This window comes from Haloferula sp. (assembly GCF_049672945.1).
Lineage (GTDB): Bacteria > Verrucomicrobiota > Verrucomicrobiia > Verrucomicrobiales > Akkermansiaceae > Haloferula.
In genome coordinates this window covers 1-17,881 of the sequence record NZ_JBATWY010000150.1, presented here as the reverse complement: position 1 = coordinate 17,881, position 17,881 = coordinate 1, and the positions used below count along the sequence as shown (strand labels likewise).

Here is a 17,881-nt window from a genome sequence, read left to right as displayed (position 1 = left end):
GCAATGAATTGGGTCATCCTGGTGTGGGGCATGGTGGCCGCCGCCTGCCTCACTCTGGGTCTGGTCCACTTACTCGCCTGGAGCCAGAACCGCCGGGCAAAAGCCTCACTGGCCTTTTCCATCGCAGCCACTTCGGTAGCGGCCTGTGCCGCTTGCGAATTGGGCATGATGCTTTCGACGAACCCGGAGCAAATCAATGCTTTCCTCGGCTATGGAGGGCTGACGATTCTGGGCCTGAACGTCGGACTCGTCGCCTACGTTTGCCTCGAATTCGGGACGGGGAATTGCTGGCTCGCCGGCGCCTCCATCGCCCTGCGACTCCTTTCCGCAATCGTCTCCCTGAGCATCAGTGGAAACGATATCTATCGCGAGGTCACCGCAGTGGGATCACTCGACCTGTTGGGGACTCAGGTGAGCGTGATCACCGAAGCGATTTCCAGTCCTTGGGTCCACCTGAACAATCTCAGTTCGCTGCTCTGGATTGTCTTCATGGTCGATGCTTCGCTTCGTCTCTGGCGGCGGGGCGGCAGGGAGAACCGCCGCCGCGCAGGAGTGGTCGGGGGAAGCATTGTCCTTTTCCTTCTCCTGGCCGGAGGCATGTCCGCGTTGCAGGAATATCATATCATCCGGATCCCCTATTTCATCTCACTCTCATTCCTGCCCATCATTGTGGTGATCGCTTTCGAGCTCGGCCGCAGTCTCATCCAGGTCGCCGGGCTCGCGGACGAGCTTCGCCAAAGTGAGGCGGCTCTCAGTCTGGCGGCCGACTCGGCGGGTGCCGGACTCTGGGCCTTGGACTCGGATGGCAAATGCCTGTGGCTCACCGAGCGGGCGCGGCAGTTGCACGGGTTTTCCGCCAACGAGGTGCCGGACCTCGATCGCATTCGCGAAACCTGGCACCCGGACGATCGGGAGCGGGTCGAAAAAGCCCTGACGGAATCACTGAGCACCGGCACCAAATTCCAAGCGGAATACCGCGTTTCCGATGGCAATGACGCCACCCGCTGGCTTTCCTCGCGCGGCCGTCCCTACACCGGCGAAGACGGTGAGCCCGATCGCCTGATGGGTGCCAGCATCGACATCTCGGCGCAAAGACAAGCGGCGGAAGAGCTTCTGCGCCACGACCGGGAACTCGCCCACATGAGCCGTGTCAGCCTGGTAGGAGAGCTTTCCGGAGCCCTCGTCCACGACCTTGGCCAACCGCTCGGTGCGGTACTTGCCAATGCGGAAACCGCCCGGCTTCTGCTCGACGTGGACGTGCCGAACCGTGACGAGTTGCGGGCCATTCTCACGGACATCCAGGACGACAGTGTCAGGGGAGGGCAGATCATCCATGGCATGCGCACCTTTCTCAAGCAGCAGGAAATCGATTTTCAACCACTCGACATGGAGCGGCTCTTCGCGGAAGTGGAAAAACTTGCCAATCCCGATGCGACCCAACGCCGGACGACGCTGACCTTTCACACTGCTGCCGGATTGCCACAGGTGCACGGCCACCGGGTGCAAATGCAGCAGGTCATTCTCAATCTCATCCTCAACGGACTGCAGGCGATGGAAGACTGCCCACCCGACGAAAGGACGCTCCATGTCGCCGCCAGCATTGAAGATGACGGGCAACTCCATGTGGCGGTGAAGGATTGCGGCCCGGGACTGCCCGCCGACAAGCTCGATCAGGTGTTCACGCCATTCCTCACCACCAAGGCCACCGGCCTCGGCATGGGCTTGTCGATCTGCCGCCGCATCATCCAGTCCCATGGAGGGCGCATCTGGATCGAAAACAATGCCGGAGCCGGAGCCACCGCGCACATCATCCTGCCCATCCCGGAAGGAAAATAGCGCGCGGCATACATTTTGCCCGAAAGGCCAATACCCGGCGCGAGTTGATGCGGACCATCCTACCCGCGTTTCGACTTCCGACCATGTCCGCCCCTCTGCCCATCGCCTTCGTCGAGGACGACCCGAGCTTCAGCCGCGCGGTCACCCGCTTCTTGAGCGTTTCAGGCCATGAAGTGCGGACCTTCTCCTCAGCCGAGGAATTTCTCGGCTCCCCGCCGGCATCCTACGGCTGTCTGATTCTCGACTACCAACTCCCCGGCATCACCGGCCTCGAGTTGTTCCATCAGCTCGCAGCAAGCGCGCCGGAACGCACCGCCATTTTCATCAGCGCTCAGGACGAGGGCGATCTCCGCGAGAAGGTCGCGCAGATCCCCGGTTGCGCCTTCCTGCGCAAGCCCTTCGTCGTCGCCGAGCTTCTGGAGGCGGTATTGGCACAATTAGGTCAGCATTCCACTGGCATCCACCCCTCCAGAATACCAAATCAGCCATTGCCATGAAACCAGAACAAGCGCTCCGCGAAACACGCGGAGCCATCCCATCGCCGGCGACTGTCCCGATTGAGGTCCGCGCCTCGCGGTCACCTATTTCCCGCTCTGACATTTTCCCGACCCCATCCAGTCAAAACAAACCGTTGAAATCATGAAATCCAGAAGAAGCACCCTCGTCCTAACGGCCGGACTCCTCGGAGCTCTGCCCTTGTCCATCGCATCCGCCCAATCCATCGACACGATCCCGCAGTCGATGACGACCCCCGACGTCGTTGAGACCGGCCTTGGCAAGCTGACCTTCAAGAACGGCGTGCCAACTCAGGAGACCGCCAAGACCGTGAAGGAATTCCTCACCTTCACCAACGGCCTGAACGTTTACAACAACAGCTTCCGCGGTGCCTCCGCCTACGCGTTGCAGAAGGGCTTCCAAAGCATCGGCGCCGAGGACAACTCGGTCGTCATCTTCCCCGAGCTGCTCGATTCGAACTCGCTCTTTCTCACCGGCAACACCGACACGGTCTACTACCTGTCCACCCTCGACCTGACGAAGGGTCCGATCGTCGTCGAACAACCACCCAAGAGCGTCGGCACCATCAATGACATGTGGTTTTCCTGGATCATCGACATCGGCTTCCCCGGCCCGGATCGCGGCGAGGGCGGCAAGTATCTGATCGTGCCTCCCGGCTACGACGGCCTGCTTCCGGACAGTGGCTTCCACGTCGCGCACTCGAAGACCAACCGCGCCCTCTACGCCTGCCGCGCTTATCTGGTGGACAACGATCCCAAACCGGCCGTGGAGATGATCAAGTCGACCATGAAGATCTACCCCTACACCCCGGGTGGATTTGGCACCAGCATCGCCACCGCTCTCGAAGGAGGCGTGCGGCTTGGAAAGAACCCGCCGGTTCCTGAGACGAAGTTCATTGATGCGAGCGGCAAGATCTTCAACACGATCCCACCGAGCGACTACGGCTTCTTTGAAATGATCAACGAGAACGTCCAGCAGCAACCGGCCACCAGCTACGACGTCGAACTCGCCGGCCAGCTCGCCGCCATCGGCATCGTCAAGGGCAAGCCATTTGCACCGGACGCCGACACCAAGCGCGTCCTGACCGACGCCGCGAAGTTCGGCGACGCCACCGGCCGCGTCCTCAACTTTCACTCTGCCGACCTCCACCCCGAGTGGACCTACTACGAGGGCTCGATGTGGTGGAACATGCTGTGGGAGGGCGGCGCCAATTTCGAAACCCCACCGCCAGCGATCACCAAGGAAGGCGAATTCAAGCCCTTCCCGCCGACTGGCGCCCGCACCCTCGATTCGCGCACCGCGTTCTACTACGCCTACACCCTCGACTCCCCCGGCATGATCATGCGTCTCCCGGAAGTCGGCTCGCAGTACCTGATGGGCATGCTCGATTCCGAGGGAAATCCCTACGACGGCGCCAAGACCTACAAGGTTACCTTGCCGAAGGACATCCCTGCCGCCGCGTTCTGGTCGCTGATCCTCTATGACACCCAGTCGCGCTCGATGCTGCAAACTCCGCAGAAATTCCCGCGCGCCGGCAGCCAAACCTACCCCTCGCCCGCCGCGGTGGCCGCTGCCGATGGCTCCACCACTGTCTACATGAGCCCGACCCAACCGGAAGGCGTCGAGCGCGGCAACTGGATCCAGACGATGCCCGGCAGAGGTTGGTTCACCATCCTTCGCCTCTACAGCCCGCTCGAACCCTTCTTCACCAAGGAATGGCGTCCGAGCGAGATCGAACTCGTGAAATGATCAGGCTTCGCCTTTGAACCACGCGGGCAGGCTCGCTCGATCCGGCCCGCGCATTCAGCAGCGAATTTCAAAATTCACGAACAAACACTTCCAATGAAAAGCACTTTAAGAACAAACACCCTGACACGCGTCGCGATCGGCGCATTTGCCATCGCCGGCAGCGGCTCCGCATTCGCCCAGATTTCAAAAGAGGTCATGGATGCCATCGCCATCCCCGACAAGGTCGAGACCGCGATCGGCGACCTGGAATTCTTCGACGGTGTCCCGAACGATGCCACCATCGACAAACTTTACGACAACCTCGACCGGATGCGCGGGGTCGAGGTTTACCTGAACCATTCCGGAGCGGGTTCGCTCAACGCCATGCGCAAGGGCAACGCCAACATCGGCGCGGACGCATCGAACAAGGTGACGATCACCGAGCAGTTGCTCAAGCCCGAGTCACTCTACCTGACCGGCAACACCTCGACCTTGTATGCCCTCACCTACCTTGATCTGAAAGCCGAAGGCCCGCTGGTCGTCGAGCTTCCACCCGGCATGCTTGGCTTCCTCGATGATGCCTGGTTCCGTTTCGTCGAAAACCTCGGTGTGATCGGCCCGGACAAAGGCAAGGGCGGCAAATATCTCTTCCTCCCTCCAGGATACGAAGGAGCGGTGCCGGATGGCTACTTCACGGTCAAGCTCCCCACCTACAACAACCTGATGTTCCTGCGCGGCTCGATTGCCAAAGGACTGGAGCCTGCGGTGGAGAACATCAAATCGAAGCTTAAGATCTACCCGCTCGCCAAGGCGGACAATCCTCCTGCCACCGAGTTCATCAACTTTTCCGGTAAAAGCTACAGCACCATCGTCACCCGCGACATCAGCTTCTTCGAGCACCTCAATGAGCTGGTGCAGGTCGAACCCATCGATGCGATCAGCCCGGAATTGCGCGGACAGCTCGCGGCGATCGGCATCGTCAAGGGCAAGCCTTTCAAGCCCGATGCCCGCATGACCAAACTGCTCAATGAAGCCGCGAATCTTGGCAGCGCCACTGCCCGCGCCATCACCTATCAGCCACGCATCGACGGCGTCTTCATCTATCCCGACACCAACAGTGCGTGGACGACGGCCTACGCCAACAAAAACACCTCGTTCGAGGCCGACGGCGCCATGAATCTGGATGCCCGGCCACTGTTCTACTACAATGCGACAGGCGTGACTCCCGCCATGGCAACACCGCATGTCGGACAAGGCTCCGACTACGCGCTGGCCTATCTGGATGCAAACAAGAAGGCCTTTGACGGCGCGAAAACCTACAAGCTCCACCTGCCTCCCAACGTCCCGATCAATAACTTCTGGGCGGTCACCATCTACGATACGCAAACTCGCTCGCTCCTTCAAACCAGCCAGACCTTCCCCACCGTCGGCAGCCAGAGCGAAGGCTTCCAGAAAAACGAGGACGGCTCCTACGACGTCTATTTCGGCCCGAAAGCTCCGGAAGGCAAGGAAAGCAACTGGCTCGAAACCGTCCCCGGCAAAAGCTGGTTCACGATCCTGCGCATGTACGGACCGCTGGAACCATGGATCGACAAATCCTGGCGTCCGGGTGAAGTTGAACTGGTAAAGTAGCGCGACCAAACACCCCACCAACGACCTAACAACCATCATGAAACCAAACATCATCGCCTCCGCTGCTCTCGCAGCCGCCGCGCTCACGTTCACCGCGTGTGACAAGCCGGGCTACGACAGCGCCCAAGTCGCCGACGATTCAATCGCGCCTTCTCCGGAGGAAATCAAAATCGTCGCAGAAGAAGGCTTCATCTACGGACTGCCGATCGTGATGAACTACGCCGTCATGTATGAATACGCGGTCGACAAGGGAGGCAGCCAGTTCAAGGCCCCATTCAACCAAATCAAGAACGAGCCACGCGTTTACACCTACAAGGACACGGCGGTCATCACGCCGAATAGCGACACGCCCTATTCGTTCGTCTGGCTCGACCTGCGCGCCGAACCGATTGTTCTCACCGTGCCTGCGGTCGAAAAGGACCGCTACTACGCCGTCATGCTGTGCGACGCCAATACCTACAACTACGGCTACATCGGTAGTCGAGCCACCGGCAACGATCCCGGCAGCTACATGGTCGTCGGCCCTGATTGGAAAGGCGAAAAGCCGGAAGGCATCAAGCAAGTCTTCACGTCCACCACGCCCTTCTCCCTCGTCGCTTACCGCACCCAGCTCTTCAACCCTGAAGACATGCCGAACGTGATCAAGGTCCAGGACGGCTACAAGGTGGAGCCGCTTTCCGCCTTCCTCAAGCTACCAGCACCTGCCGCCGCTCCGACGATCGACTTCAGTCCGGCAACCACTGCCGGCATCAAGGAGAACTTCTGGAGCTACCTCGACGCCGCGCTCAAATACGTTCCGGAAACGGACATGGACAAGGACATCCGCGCCAAGCTCGCAAACATCGGCATCGGCCCGAACAAGACCTTCGACATGAAAGAACTTTCGCCAGAGCACCAGAAAGCCATCGTCGAAGGCATGAAGGCCGGTGATGAGAAAATCAGCACCTTCCTCGCCTCGGGGATGACCGACGTCAATGGCTGGCAGATCGGATCTCTGCCCGGTGACGAAGCCCACTACAATGGCGACTGGCTCATGCGTTCCGGCACCGCCAAAGCAGGACTCTATGGCAACAGCGCCGCCGAAGCCGTTTACCCGCTGACCCGCGTGGACGGCAAGGGCGAGACCCTCGATTGCAGCAAGAACAACTACACCATCACCTTCCCTGCGGGCCAATACCCGCCGGTGAATGCCTTCTGGTCAGTCACTATGTATGATGGCAAGTCGCAGTATCTAATCGAGAACCCGATCAACCGCTACCTCATCAACTCCCCGATGATTCCGAACATGAAGAAGGGCGATGACGGATCACTCACCCTTTACATCCAGAAAGACAACCCGGGCGGCGAACTGGAAGCCAACTGGCTCCCAGCACCTAACGACACCGTCTATCTCGTGATGCGCCTCTACTGGCCGAAGACCGAAGACCCGTCCGTTCTTCCTCCGGGCAAAGGCACCTGGAAACCACCGGGAATCGTGAAGGCAAAATAGTCAACTCCTCGATTCTGAAACACGCGGGCCGGCAGGAAAATGCTGACAAGCTGAAAACCTGAAACGCTAAAATGTTAGATAGCCAATAGACCGGCCGTCTCGATTTCAGCGTTTCAGAATTTCAGCTTGTCAGCATTTTCCCCAACCGGCCCGTGCATTCAGAACCGAATCCATTTCTATCCCATCCATGAACCTCCACGACATCATCCCGCTTTCCGCGCTCATCGCGTGCATCGCAACGGCAAGTGGCCAGTCGACCACCAGCTCCGACACTTCGATCGCGGATCTGGTCAAACTCAAGCAGAACCCGGTCAGCGGATTGCGTCAGGTGGCTCTCGATGTGACCATGAGTCCCGACGTTCCGGTCACCGGCGGAACGGAAGCCTCCTACTCCACCCAGATCGTCTGGCCATTTCCACTCGGCGAGGATTGGAAGCTGATTACCTACTCCATCGTGCCCGTCCTTCAGGCACCGCTGGGAAACGGTGATTACGAAGTCGGCCTCGGCAATACCCTGCTGAACTTCTTTGCCTCACCGGCCAAGCCAGACGGCAAGCTTGTCTGGGGCGCGGGTCCCACTGTCCTGATCCCGACCCGCACCGACCCTCTCCTCGGCTCCGACCGCGTCGGCTTGGGTCCGTCGGCCGTGCTCTATTATGCCGAGGAAAAATGGGGTGCCGGCGTGGTCCTCCAGAACGTCTGGTCCCTGGGCGGCGATGGCGTCAATGAAGTCAATGCCTTCGGTGCCCAGTATTTCCTCAACTACAACCTGCCGGACGGCTGGTTCCTCTACAGCAATGCCACCATCACCGCCGATTGGCTCAGCCCGTCAAGCGACCGCTGGACCCTCCCAGTCGCCGGCGGCGTCGGCAAGGTCTTCACCATCGGCAAGCAGTCGGCGAGCGCTTCCGTCCAAGCACTCTACAACGCCGTCCGCCCCAACAACGCCTCGGAATGGGGCTTCAACTTTCAGTTCTCCCTGCTCTTCCCCTAGTCCCAAACAAGTATCGTAAGATTCCAGATTCAAAATCACGACATTCTCAAATCCCAGAGACCAAATAACATGAAACCAAACATCATCACACTGACACTCACGGGCGCGCTCACCATGGCGACCGCCTACGGACAGGACGACCCGGCTCGCGAAGCCGCGAAAACGAAAGCCGCCTCCATCCCGGACAAGGTCCAGACCGTCGCCGGCGAACTGGAATTCTTCGACGGCGTGCCAATCGGCGACACCAACGATAAGGTCTATGACTATCTGACCCGTTCGCGCGCGCTCGGGGTTTACCTTGATAACGTCGGCGCGGTTTCCATCAAGACCGTCCTTCTCGGGATGGCCGAGCAAGGTGCCGACGCGCCTAACAAGATCGCCATCTGGGAACAGCTGATGGATTCCCGGACGCCGGTCATTACTTCCAATACCTCGACGATGTATGCCTACGCTCCGACGGACCTGGCGAACGACGGACCGACGGTCATCGAGATCCCACCCGACATGCTCGGCTTCCTCGACGATGCCTGGCAGCGCTTCGTCGGCAACATGGGGCTCACCGGACCGGACAAGGGCAAAGGTGGCAAATACCTCGTCATCCCTCCCGGCTACGAAGGTGAGATCCCGGACGGGTATTTCCTGTTGAAACCGCCTACCAACCGGAATTTCCTCTTCCTCCGCGGGTCCATCAAGGACGGTCTCGAGGCGGCGGTCGATAACTTCAAATCGGGGTTGAAGGTCTATCCGCTCAAGGATGCCGCCAATCCAGCGCCGACCGAGCTCATCAACATGTCCGGCAGATCATTCAGCACGATCTTCCCGAGCACTTTGGAATATTATGAAATCCTGAACGACATCGTCCAGGCCGAGCCGATCGAAGCGGTGAATCCGGAAGTTCGTGGCTACATGGCCAGCATCGGCATCGTCAAAGGACAGCCCTTCAATCCCGACGAGCGGATGAAGAAGCTGCTGACCGAAGCCGCCTTGCTCGGCAATGCCGCCGGTCGCTCGATCACCTACGATCCTCGCATCACAGGAGTGAAGTTCTATCCCGACACCAATAGCCAGTGGGTGACCGCCTACGCCCACAAGAACACCACGTTCGAAGCCGACGGCATCATGAACCTCGATGCCCGGGTTCTGTTCTACTACAACGCCGGCGGCGTAACACCCGCCATGGCAACGCCGCATCTTGGAAGAGGCTCGGACTACGCCTTGGCCTTCCTTGATCAGAACAACCAGCCCTTTGACGGGTCGAAAACCTACAAGCTGCATCTGCCACCGAATGTGCCGGTCAACAACTTCTGGGCCGTCACGATGTACGACACCCAGACCCGTTGCCAGCTCCAGACCAGCCAATTGTTCCCAACGGTCGGAAGCCTGACCAAGGGGATTGAGAAGAATGAGGACGGCTCCTACGACCTCTACTTCGGCCCGAAAGCCCCTGAAGGCAAGGAAGGCAACTGGCTTGCCACCCTGCCTAACAAGAGCTGGTTCTGCATCCTGCGCATGTATGGACCACTGGAGCCATGGATCGACAAAACCTGGCGTCCCGGCGAGATCGAACTCGTGAAGTGACTTGAAAATTGGCTCGTATGTCGGGTCTCACGATCCGGCATGCGAAGTCAGAAGATCCGCCGACCCTCCCCTCGATCCCCATTGGTTTCCATACGGGGCCTCATCGGCTATGGGCGGAGGCAGCATGGGGGCGAAATCTGGTCCCGCCTTTTTTGGACAGACTCGACAAACCAAGCTGAAATTGTCAATCTCAAGGCCTGCTCTGCGCTATCAGGGTCGGGAGGCGCAGGCGTCGAGCAGGTCATTTTGAGAATAGCAGCCTCCCACCTACTGAAACAAACGCCTCGTTCGAACCATGGAAGAATTACTCGGATTCAAGATCACCTTCTGGGATTATGTGACCTTTGCTGTATTGTTCGCCTGCATCGCGATCGGCCTCACTTTCATTGTCTGGGTGGCCGGCCTACCCGGGCAGATCGCGATCGCCCGCAATCACCCCGATGCCGAAGCCGTCAAGGTGATGGGCTACTCGGGATTTCTTGCGGTAGTGCCATGGATTCAGGCCTTCATCTGGGCCTTCAAGCCTACCGATATCATCGACATCCGACGCTTTCCCGCGGCCGAAGCCCAGGAGATCGGCAAGGAGATCGCCCGCTTGAAAGCGATGACCGCAAAACCGGTGAGGAAGCATGCCAAGCCAGCAAAGGAGGAAGCTCCGCCCAAGGATTCGTCATCTGAAGATCCGAGTTCGGGTGAAGACAATCCTGAAAATTGAACCTCTGCCGCCATGCTTTTTGCCATTGTCCTACTCCTTGCGTTCATCCTCTTCGTTTGGCTGGTTTTCTTTAAATTGAAGTGGCTCAAGCTCAGTCCCGGATGGGCGATCGTCTCGCTTTTCTTTGTCGCTCACGTGCTGCTGATCTTTATGATCGGGCTGCGCTTCATGACGCCTTACTCGAGTCAGGCGAAGATCGTGCAGCATACCATCCAGCTCATCCCGCGGCTTTCAGAGCCGACGCTCGTGACCGCCGTTTTGGTCGATCCCGATGTGCCCGTAAAGAAGGGGCAACCGCTGTTCGAATTCGACAAACGGATCTATCAGGCAAAGGTCGACGAGCTCGAGGCCCAACTGGCCGCTGCCAAACAAGACGTCAAGGTTTTGGAATCGGACGTGGATGTCTCCGTTCAAAAAGTCGCCAAGATCAAGGCCGAAATGGTGTTCACCGAATACCAGAAGAAGCTGGCAAACTCCCTCGCAGCGCAGGGAGCCGGACCAATGGAGGAAGCCCAGAGATGGGATGCCCAACTGGTGGTCAACCAAGCACAAATCAAAGAAGCCGAAGCCGAACTTGCCCGCGCCAAGCTCAACTATGATTCCCAGATCGACGGGGTGAACACCGGCGTTGCCGAAGTCGAAGCTAAACTCGCCCAAGCGCATTACTATTTGAATAACACCACCCTCGTCGCACCTGAGGATGGACGCATCGTCAACCTCCAGGTCCGCCCGGGCATGGTCTCGGGAGACATCCGTTTCGGTGCGATCGCTTCGTTCATCTGCGATGATGGCCGCTACCTGCTCGCCAACTACGATCAGGAAGGCTTGAAATACGTGACCCCCGGCAAGCCTGTGGAGGTCGCTTTCGATCTCTATCCCGGTCAGGTCTTCCCCGCGAAGGTGGAGGCGATCTGGAAAGCCAGCGGCGTCGGTCAGCTGCTTCCCAGCGGCAACCTTCCCGTTTTCGAACGACAGGCACCGGAAATTCCGCAGGATCAGTTCGCAGTAAAAATCGTCTTCGATGATGAAATCGCCTCGAAGTTTCCGATCGGCGCGGAAGGATCAGCGGCGATCTACACCGGAGGAATGACCGGCGCGTGGACGGCAATTCGGCGCGTGATCATTCGCAAGGACACCTGGATGAACTGGCTCTATCCCCTTCCGTTTTGATGCGGACGATCTTGAATTCCTCGAAGGGCATTGGGCGACTCGGATGGGCCATCACGCTGGGCACTCTGATTCCCGCGTGCCATCTAAGCGAACTACCATCCCAGCAGCAGAACGTGGCCGGTGCCTTGCCCGAAGGAACCGTGGTCCCACGCCAGTGGGCATCGCAAACCAGCGCGGGCAAAGTCACGAAGGGCTGGCTCAAATCCTTCCGCGACCCTCGCCTCAACTCTCTCGTCGCCGAAGCGATAAGCTACAATCCGGACCTTCGTCAGGCGGCGGCACGAGTTGAAGTCGCTCGCGAAAACGTGACCGTGATCAATTCGCAACTGCTCCCACAGGTCGGCGGCAGTGTCAGCGGAGCGGCGATTCAGGACGAGGATTCAGGCTCGGCGCAGAGCCGAGGCGCGACCGTCTTCGTCGCCTGGGAGCCGGATGTCTGGGGCCGAATCAGATCCCAACGGAGCGCAGCCGAGCAGTCGTTCAATTCGAGCGCCCTCGACTTTGCCTACGCACGCCAGTCGCTTGCGGCCACCGTGGCAAAAAGTTGGTACACAGCGGTCGAAACCCGCCGCCTGGTCGACGTCGCCGAGGAAGGCGTCACGGTTTACACCGATCTCCTCAGGCTGGTGAAGATCCAGCGCGAGTCAGGCAAGGTGACGGATCTGAATGTGGTGGAAGCTTCGGCCGATCTCAAAGCGGCCAAAGGCCAGCTGAAAGTCGCGCAAGGCCTCTACAGTGAATCCCGCCGTAATCTTGAGAAACTCCTCGGACGCTATCCTGCAGCGGAGATCGAGGTGGCGCGGACCTTCACTCCCATACCCCCTCCAGTGCAGGCGGACATTCCCTCCGCCTTGATTGCGCGCCGTCCCGACCTGGTGGCCGCTGAGTGCGATGTGCTCGCAGCCCTGCGGGCGGAGGAATCCGCTCGGCTGGCCCTGTTACCGAGCTTTTTCCTCGATGTCACGGGAGGCCGACTATCCGATGGCTTGCTTGATCTACTGCGACTCAATCCCTGGTTGCTCCGCTCGAGCATCGGAATGAACGTTCCGATCTATCAGGGTGGTCGGCTGGAAGCAGAGATCCGGATTGCCAACGCCCAACAGCAACAGGCACTGGCCGCCTATGGCAGCGCGATCCTGAATGCCTTCGAAGAAGTCGAGAACGCTCTAACAAACGAAAGCCTGATTGACGAACGCCTGCAGCTCGAAAAAGAGGAGCTGCAGGACCGGACCGATGCCGTCCGCATCGCTCGGGTTCAGTATGAGGCCGGCAGTATTGATCTCCTTTCAGTGCTCCAGCTTCAAGCGAGTCAGCTCGCCAGCCAGACGGCTCTCGTCAAACTCCAAAACCTCCAGCTCGCCAATCGCATCAACCTGCACTTGGCCTTGGGCGGAGACTTCCGTGGTTAGTATCGTGCCCGAAAGACTCGGTGCGATCCCGCCAGCGATGGCGGGGTTCATGGATGAAGACTTGGAATCGAGCGTCCTTGAATTCGAATCCGGCACAAAGGCTCATCCGGCCCGGTCCGCGCCGTCATCTCCGTTCCAATGTCGACTTCGGAGTCTCGCCAAAAAGCGCCCGGTAATTTTGTCCAAAATGCCCCATGTGTGTGAAGCCCCATTTCATTGCCGCTTCCTTCACCACCCCGGTCTTCCTCTCGGAATCGAGCAACACACGACGGACGCCATGAAGCCGCTGATTCCTGATGAAACTGCCGGGAGAAATGCCCAGGGACTCCCGGAACAACAGCTCCACTCCACGCGGGGACATGCCGATCGCCTGACACATCTCTTCAAGTCCGAAAGGCCGGTGGGCATTCACGCTCACAAACTCCCGCGCCAAGCGCAGGCGCTCCACTCGGCCACCCGTCCTTGATCCGTATTTCACGCCATCCATCACCAGCCCGCTTTTCAGCCCGTCGAGAAATGCCCCGAGTAACTGATCTTGTAATTTCCGGCGGGTCTCCAGGCTCTCTAGCGGACATTCCTGCCCGTTCAATGCTTGCTCGACGGATCCCAGAATGCTGGTCATTACCGACATCGCCTCGGGACTGACTTTCATACCCGCACCGTGGCACAGGAGTTCATCCGGCATGTCGGGAAAGTGCCGTTCCAGTGCCAGATGGAAGGATGCTTCAGGAATCGTCAAAGTCGCGTTGGCATACCCTTCCGGGGTGTAAGCATCAATTCGTCCACCAGGAGGAAACAGGCCCATGTAGCCCTCCACGTGCTCGACCTCGAAGTTGAACGATCGCCCAACCGTCGGACACTTCGTAACCAGAATCATCGTATAGCAATCCCTCGCCATCGAGCCAGAGAACAACATCGCAGGACCGAGCTCCACGAGATCCAGGCAGAGCTCCGGGCACATCACCCGAACAAGTCGGCTCATAAGGGGAGCCGAACTCAATTGGAGCGGCTGAAGGGCCGCACTCCGAATGGCCTCCTCCAACTGCTCGGGGTTCAGCACAACGGTCAATACGGCTGCCTTTCCCTCTGCCATCGCGCTGACACTAAAGACTGACCCAAAGTCCTGCTTCAAGTCGATTCGCTACGGATTTAGGATAGGGAATTGTATTGCCGGAAATACCACAACTAGGCAGCTTGCCCTCTTAATCCACGCTTCTGCGACCATGAATATACCAACAATCGTTCTATTCACCACCCTGCTTGCGCCCATCTCAGTGGTCTCGGCCCAAGAAACCACCGGCACGCCTGGCTCGCCGAGCGCCACCACCACCATCCCGGGAAACCAGCTTCCGGCGCCCCAGCCACCCTTCGGCGGGAAAATCACCGACGACGCCCTCAGCTCCAAGCCTTGGTGGGCACCGCGCATCGTGCCACCAGCGAAAGCCCCGAACGTCCTCCTCATCATCACCGATGACTCCGGATTCGGCATGCCCAGCACCTTCGGCGGCGTCATTCCGACTCCGACCATGGACCGAGTCGCCGAGAACGGCCTGCGCTACAACCGCATGTTCTCCACCGCGCTCTGCTCGCCCACCCGCGCCGCCCTCATCACCGGGCGAAACCACCACTCGGCTGGCTTCGGCGTGATTTCCGAGCAGTCCACCGGTTTCCCCGGCTACAACAGCATCATCGCCGAGGACAAGGCCACCATCGGCCGCATCCTCCTCGACAACGGCTACGCCACCTCATGGTTCGGCAAGGACCACAACGTCCCCGCTTTCGCCGCCAGCCAGGCTGGTCCCTTCGATCAATGGCCCACCGGCTTGGGCTTTGAATACTTCTACGGCTTCATCGGCGGCGACGCGAACCAGTGGCAGCCCAACCTCTTCCGCAACACCACCCAGATCTATCCCTTCGACGGCAAGCCCGGCTGGAACCTCATTACCGGCATGGCGGACGACGCCATCGCCTACATGAACCGGATCCACCAGATCCAGCCCGATAAGCCGATCTTCATCAAATACGCGCCCGGCGCCACCCACGCCCCGCACCACCCGACCAAGGAGTGGGTGGATAAAATCAGCGCCATGAAGTTGTTCGATGGCGGCTACAACAAGCTGCGCGAAACCATCTTCGAAAACCAGAAGAAGCTCGGCGTGATCCCTGCCGACACGGTCCTCACCCCATGGCCAGACGAGCTACTCACACCTTGGGACAAACTCGACGCGGAAACGAAGAAGCTCTTCATCAAACAAGTTGAAATCTTCGCCGCCTATGCCGCCTACAGTGACTACGAGATCGGCCGCGTGATCCAGGCCTTCGAAGACCTCGGCAAGCTCGACAACACCCTCGTCATTTATATCAACGGTGATAACGGCACCAGCGCCGAAGGCGGCCCGATGGGCACGCCCAACGAAGTCGCCTTCTTCAACGGCCTCAACAAACTGCCGGTGGAAGTGCAGATGAAATGGTATGACGTCTGGGGCACCGAGGAAACCTACAACCACATGTCCGCCGGCTGGTCATGGGCCTTTGACACACCCTTCGACTGGTTCAAACAGAACGCCTCCCGCCTCGGCGGCATCAACCAGAACATGGTCGTGATGTGGCCCGACCGCATCAAGGACAAGGGCGGCCTGCGCGAGCAATTCATGCACGTCATCGACGTCGTCCCCACCATCCTCGAAGCCGCCGGCATTCAGGAGCCCGACATGGTCGACGGCATCAAACAGTCACCGATCGAAGGCACCAGCTTCCTCTACACCTTCGACAAGGAAAACGCCAAGGCCCCCACCCGCCACACCACCCAGTATTTCGAAATGATGGGCCAGTGGGCGCTCTACAAGGATCCATGGCTGCTCAGCACCAAGGTCAACCGCGCGCCGTGGGAAGCCTTCGGCGCGGCCAATCCGGACCCGCTCAACAATCAGGAATTCCAACTCTACGACTTGTCGAAAAGCTGGAATCAGGCCGAAGACATCGCCGCGGAAAACCCCAACCACGTGAAATGGCTCAAGGAAGTCTTCATTGAGGAGGCGAAGAAATACCAGGTCTTCCCATTGGACGCCTCGGTGGCCGGCCGCATCGTCGCACCCCGCCCGAACATCACCGCCGGACGCACCGAGTTCGTTTATACCACCCCGATGGTCGGCCTGCCGCAGGGCGACTCGCCCGGCCTGCTGAATGCATCCTACACGATCACTGCCGACATCACGGTGCCCGAAGGCGGCGCGGAAGGCATGATCCTGACCTCAGGCGGCCGTTTCGCCGGCTATGGTTTCTATCTGCAGGATGGCAAGCCCACCTTCCTCTGGAACCTGGTCGACCTCGAACGCATCAAGTGGCAAAGCCCCGATGCACTCGCACCCGGCCAACACACCATCGAGTTCGACTTCAAATACGACGGTCTCGGTGCCGGCACGCTGGCCTTCAACAACATGAGCGGCCTCGGCCGCCCTGGCACCGGCGTGCTCAAGGTGAACGGCAAGGAAGTGCAGACCATCGAGATGAAGAAGACCCTGCCGATGATCCTGCAGTGGGACGAAAGCTTTGACATCGGCTCCGACACGCTCACCGGCGTGAACGACGCCGACTACAAGCCACCCTTCACCCTCACCGCCAAACTCAACAAGCTGACGATCAAGGTCGACCGCCCGGAGCTTTCTGAAGCGGACATCAAGAAGCTCGAAGACGCCATGAAGGGCGCCGACGACGCCAAGTAATCACGTTTCGCCCGTGAACCCCGCGGGCTGCTTGATCACAAGCGGCCCGCCTATTCACGGACGAGACGAAAGGAATCAAAGATAAACAGTAACATGAACGCGCAGAACAATATCACCCGCCGTCAATCCGCCAAACTCGCTCTCGCAGCCACACTTCCCGCTGTGCTTCTTGCCCGGCAAACCGCATCAGCCGAAGACACCATGCCGGACGACACCAAAGTCCAGTATCTCTTCGTTCAGAATGCCAAAGGCGTTTCATTCTCGGAGGGTAAGATGACACTCACGGGAATCAGCGACGTCACCATCCTGTTCTCCGACCGCCCTGACCGCATTGCCGGTCACATGACCACCGCCGATTTCACCAAAAACTGGAACATGGGCGAGGATAGTTTCCGGATCGATAACCCCAACGCCTCACTCGCCATCTTTGGCGAAAAGGAACCCAACGATGTCGTTGTCGAACTACGTAATCCCGTCCTTGAAAACGGCAATCTCAGCTATGACATCAAGGTCCTCGAGGGAACCATCCCAACCAGCGGTGCCGAATGCTCGCTCTTCATCGACGTCATCGGCCGCCCCTTGACTCCCATCTCTTACGCCGGCGTCGCACGCCGCACCACCAGACGTGTAGTTCGCCGCTATTAGGTTTTTTGTCGGCTCGCTCCGAGGGCCAATCACGATGATTGACCTGATGATTGCCGAATTTCATGGCCATCATCCGACCGATCCAGTCCATTCTGCTCTGACTCGCCCTTAGTTTGATCACGACCCAGTAGTTTTTATCAGGGCGATCAGGCTGGGGAATTGCTAGCGCTTAGGACTTCCATTTTCAACCGCAGATGAACGTGGATGGACGCAGATCTCGGGAAAAACTGAATTTTAATCCGGACTCCGATGCCTCATTAGCGACCGCCAGGCCATTGGGATTCTCGAACAGCCATCGGAGGCATCTCCCCTTTCAATTATCTTGGCACATCCGGTCTGAGCCTGCGTACTGCCCGTGTGCCCACGACCGCTGATTGGCTCGTCCTCCTCGCCGGCTTCTTCGCCGCGGTGATGAATTCCGTCGCGGGCGGTGGCACCATGCTCACC

Annotated in this window: 13 protein-coding genes; 12 read left to right on the top strand and 1 reads right to left on the bottom strand. The window is 59.1% G+C overall.

The annotated features are described in order from the left end of the window. The first annotated feature begins 3 nt into the window (after positions 1–3). The 10 genes from WBG04_RS13485 (at position 4) to WBG04_RS13440 (ending at position 13,067) form a co-directional block, all read left to right on the top strand. Entirely contained in the window at positions 4–1,836 is a 1,833-nt protein-coding gene (locus WBG04_RS13485; protein ID WP_424314977.1) for a sensor histidine kinase, read from the top strand. Between the two features lie 83 nt (positions 1,837–1,919). Continuing rightward, positions 1,920–2,333: a response regulator transcription factor gene (locus WBG04_RS13480; RefSeq protein ID WP_424314976.1), complete on the top strand. Its 414-nt coding sequence runs from the start codon at positions 1,920–1,922 to the stop codon at positions 2,331–2,333. A gap of 142 nt (positions 2,334–2,475) precedes the next feature. Beyond that, a complete protein-coding gene (locus WBG04_RS13475) occupies positions 2,476–4,101 on the top strand; it encodes a DUF1254 domain-containing protein (RefSeq protein ID WP_424314975.1) in 1,626 nt (541 codons plus the stop codon). Between the two features lie 93 nt (positions 4,102–4,194). Next, positions 4,195–5,712: a DUF1254 domain-containing protein gene (locus WBG04_RS13470; RefSeq protein ID WP_424314973.1), complete on the top strand. Its 1,518-nt coding sequence runs from the start codon at positions 4,195–4,197 to the stop codon at positions 5,710–5,712. A 37-nt stretch (positions 5,713–5,749) separates the two neighbouring features. Beyond that, a complete protein-coding gene (locus tag WBG04_RS13465) occupies positions 5,750–7,201 on the top strand; it encodes a DUF1254 domain-containing protein (protein WP_424314971.1) in 1,452 nt (483 codons plus the stop codon). A gap of 187 nt (positions 7,202–7,388) precedes the next feature. Further along, a complete protein-coding gene (locus tag WBG04_RS13460) occupies positions 7,389–8,195 on the top strand; it encodes a neuromedin U (RefSeq protein WP_424314969.1) in 807 nt (268 codons plus the stop codon). Between the two features lie 69 nt (positions 8,196–8,264). Next, positions 8,265–9,773 carry a DUF1254 domain-containing protein gene (locus WBG04_RS13455; RefSeq protein WP_424314967.1) on the top strand — a complete coding sequence of 503 codons (1,509 nt, stop codon included), beginning with the start codon at positions 8,265–8,267 and terminating at the stop codon, positions 9,771–9,773. Between the two features lie 295 nt (positions 9,774–10,068). Beyond that, on the top strand, positions 10,069–10,488 hold the full coding sequence (locus WBG04_RS13450; RefSeq protein ID WP_424314966.1) for a superinfection immunity protein: 420 nt from the start codon (positions 10,069–10,071) through the stop codon (positions 10,486–10,488). A 12-nt stretch (positions 10,489–10,500) separates the two neighbouring features. Further along, complete coding sequence (locus WBG04_RS13445) at positions 10,501–11,658, top strand: HlyD family secretion protein (RefSeq protein ID WP_424314964.1); 1,158 nt, start codon at positions 10,501–10,503, stop codon at positions 11,656–11,658. Between the two features lie 11 nt (positions 11,659–11,669). Next, complete coding sequence (locus tag WBG04_RS13440) at positions 11,670–13,067, top strand: efflux transporter outer membrane subunit (RefSeq protein WP_424314962.1); 1,398 nt, start codon at positions 11,670–11,672, stop codon at positions 13,065–13,067. 124 nt (positions 13,068–13,191) lie between these two features. Here the strand turns inward: WBG04_RS13440 and WBG04_RS13435 are convergent, their stop codons facing one another. Beyond that, positions 13,192–14,160, bottom strand: a complete 969-nt coding sequence (locus WBG04_RS13435) for a helix-turn-helix domain-containing protein (RefSeq protein ID WP_424314961.1) — start codon at positions 14,158–14,160, stop codon at positions 13,192–13,194. Positions 14,161–14,290: 130 nt separating this feature from the next. On the opposite strand from WBG04_RS13435, the gene WBG04_RS13430 reads away from it, so the two are divergent. Together WBG04_RS13430 and WBG04_RS13425 are read left to right on the top strand one after the other, a co-directional pair. Continuing rightward, positions 14,291–16,789: an arylsulfatase gene (locus tag WBG04_RS13430; protein WP_424314959.1), complete on the top strand. Its 2,499-nt coding sequence runs from the start codon at positions 14,291–14,293 to the stop codon at positions 16,787–16,789. A 93-nt stretch (positions 16,790–16,882) separates the two neighbouring features. Further along, a complete protein-coding gene (locus WBG04_RS13425) occupies positions 16,883–17,434 on the top strand; it encodes a hypothetical protein (RefSeq protein WP_424314958.1) in 552 nt (183 codons plus the stop codon). The last annotated feature ends 447 nt before the right edge of the window (positions 17,435–17,881 follow it).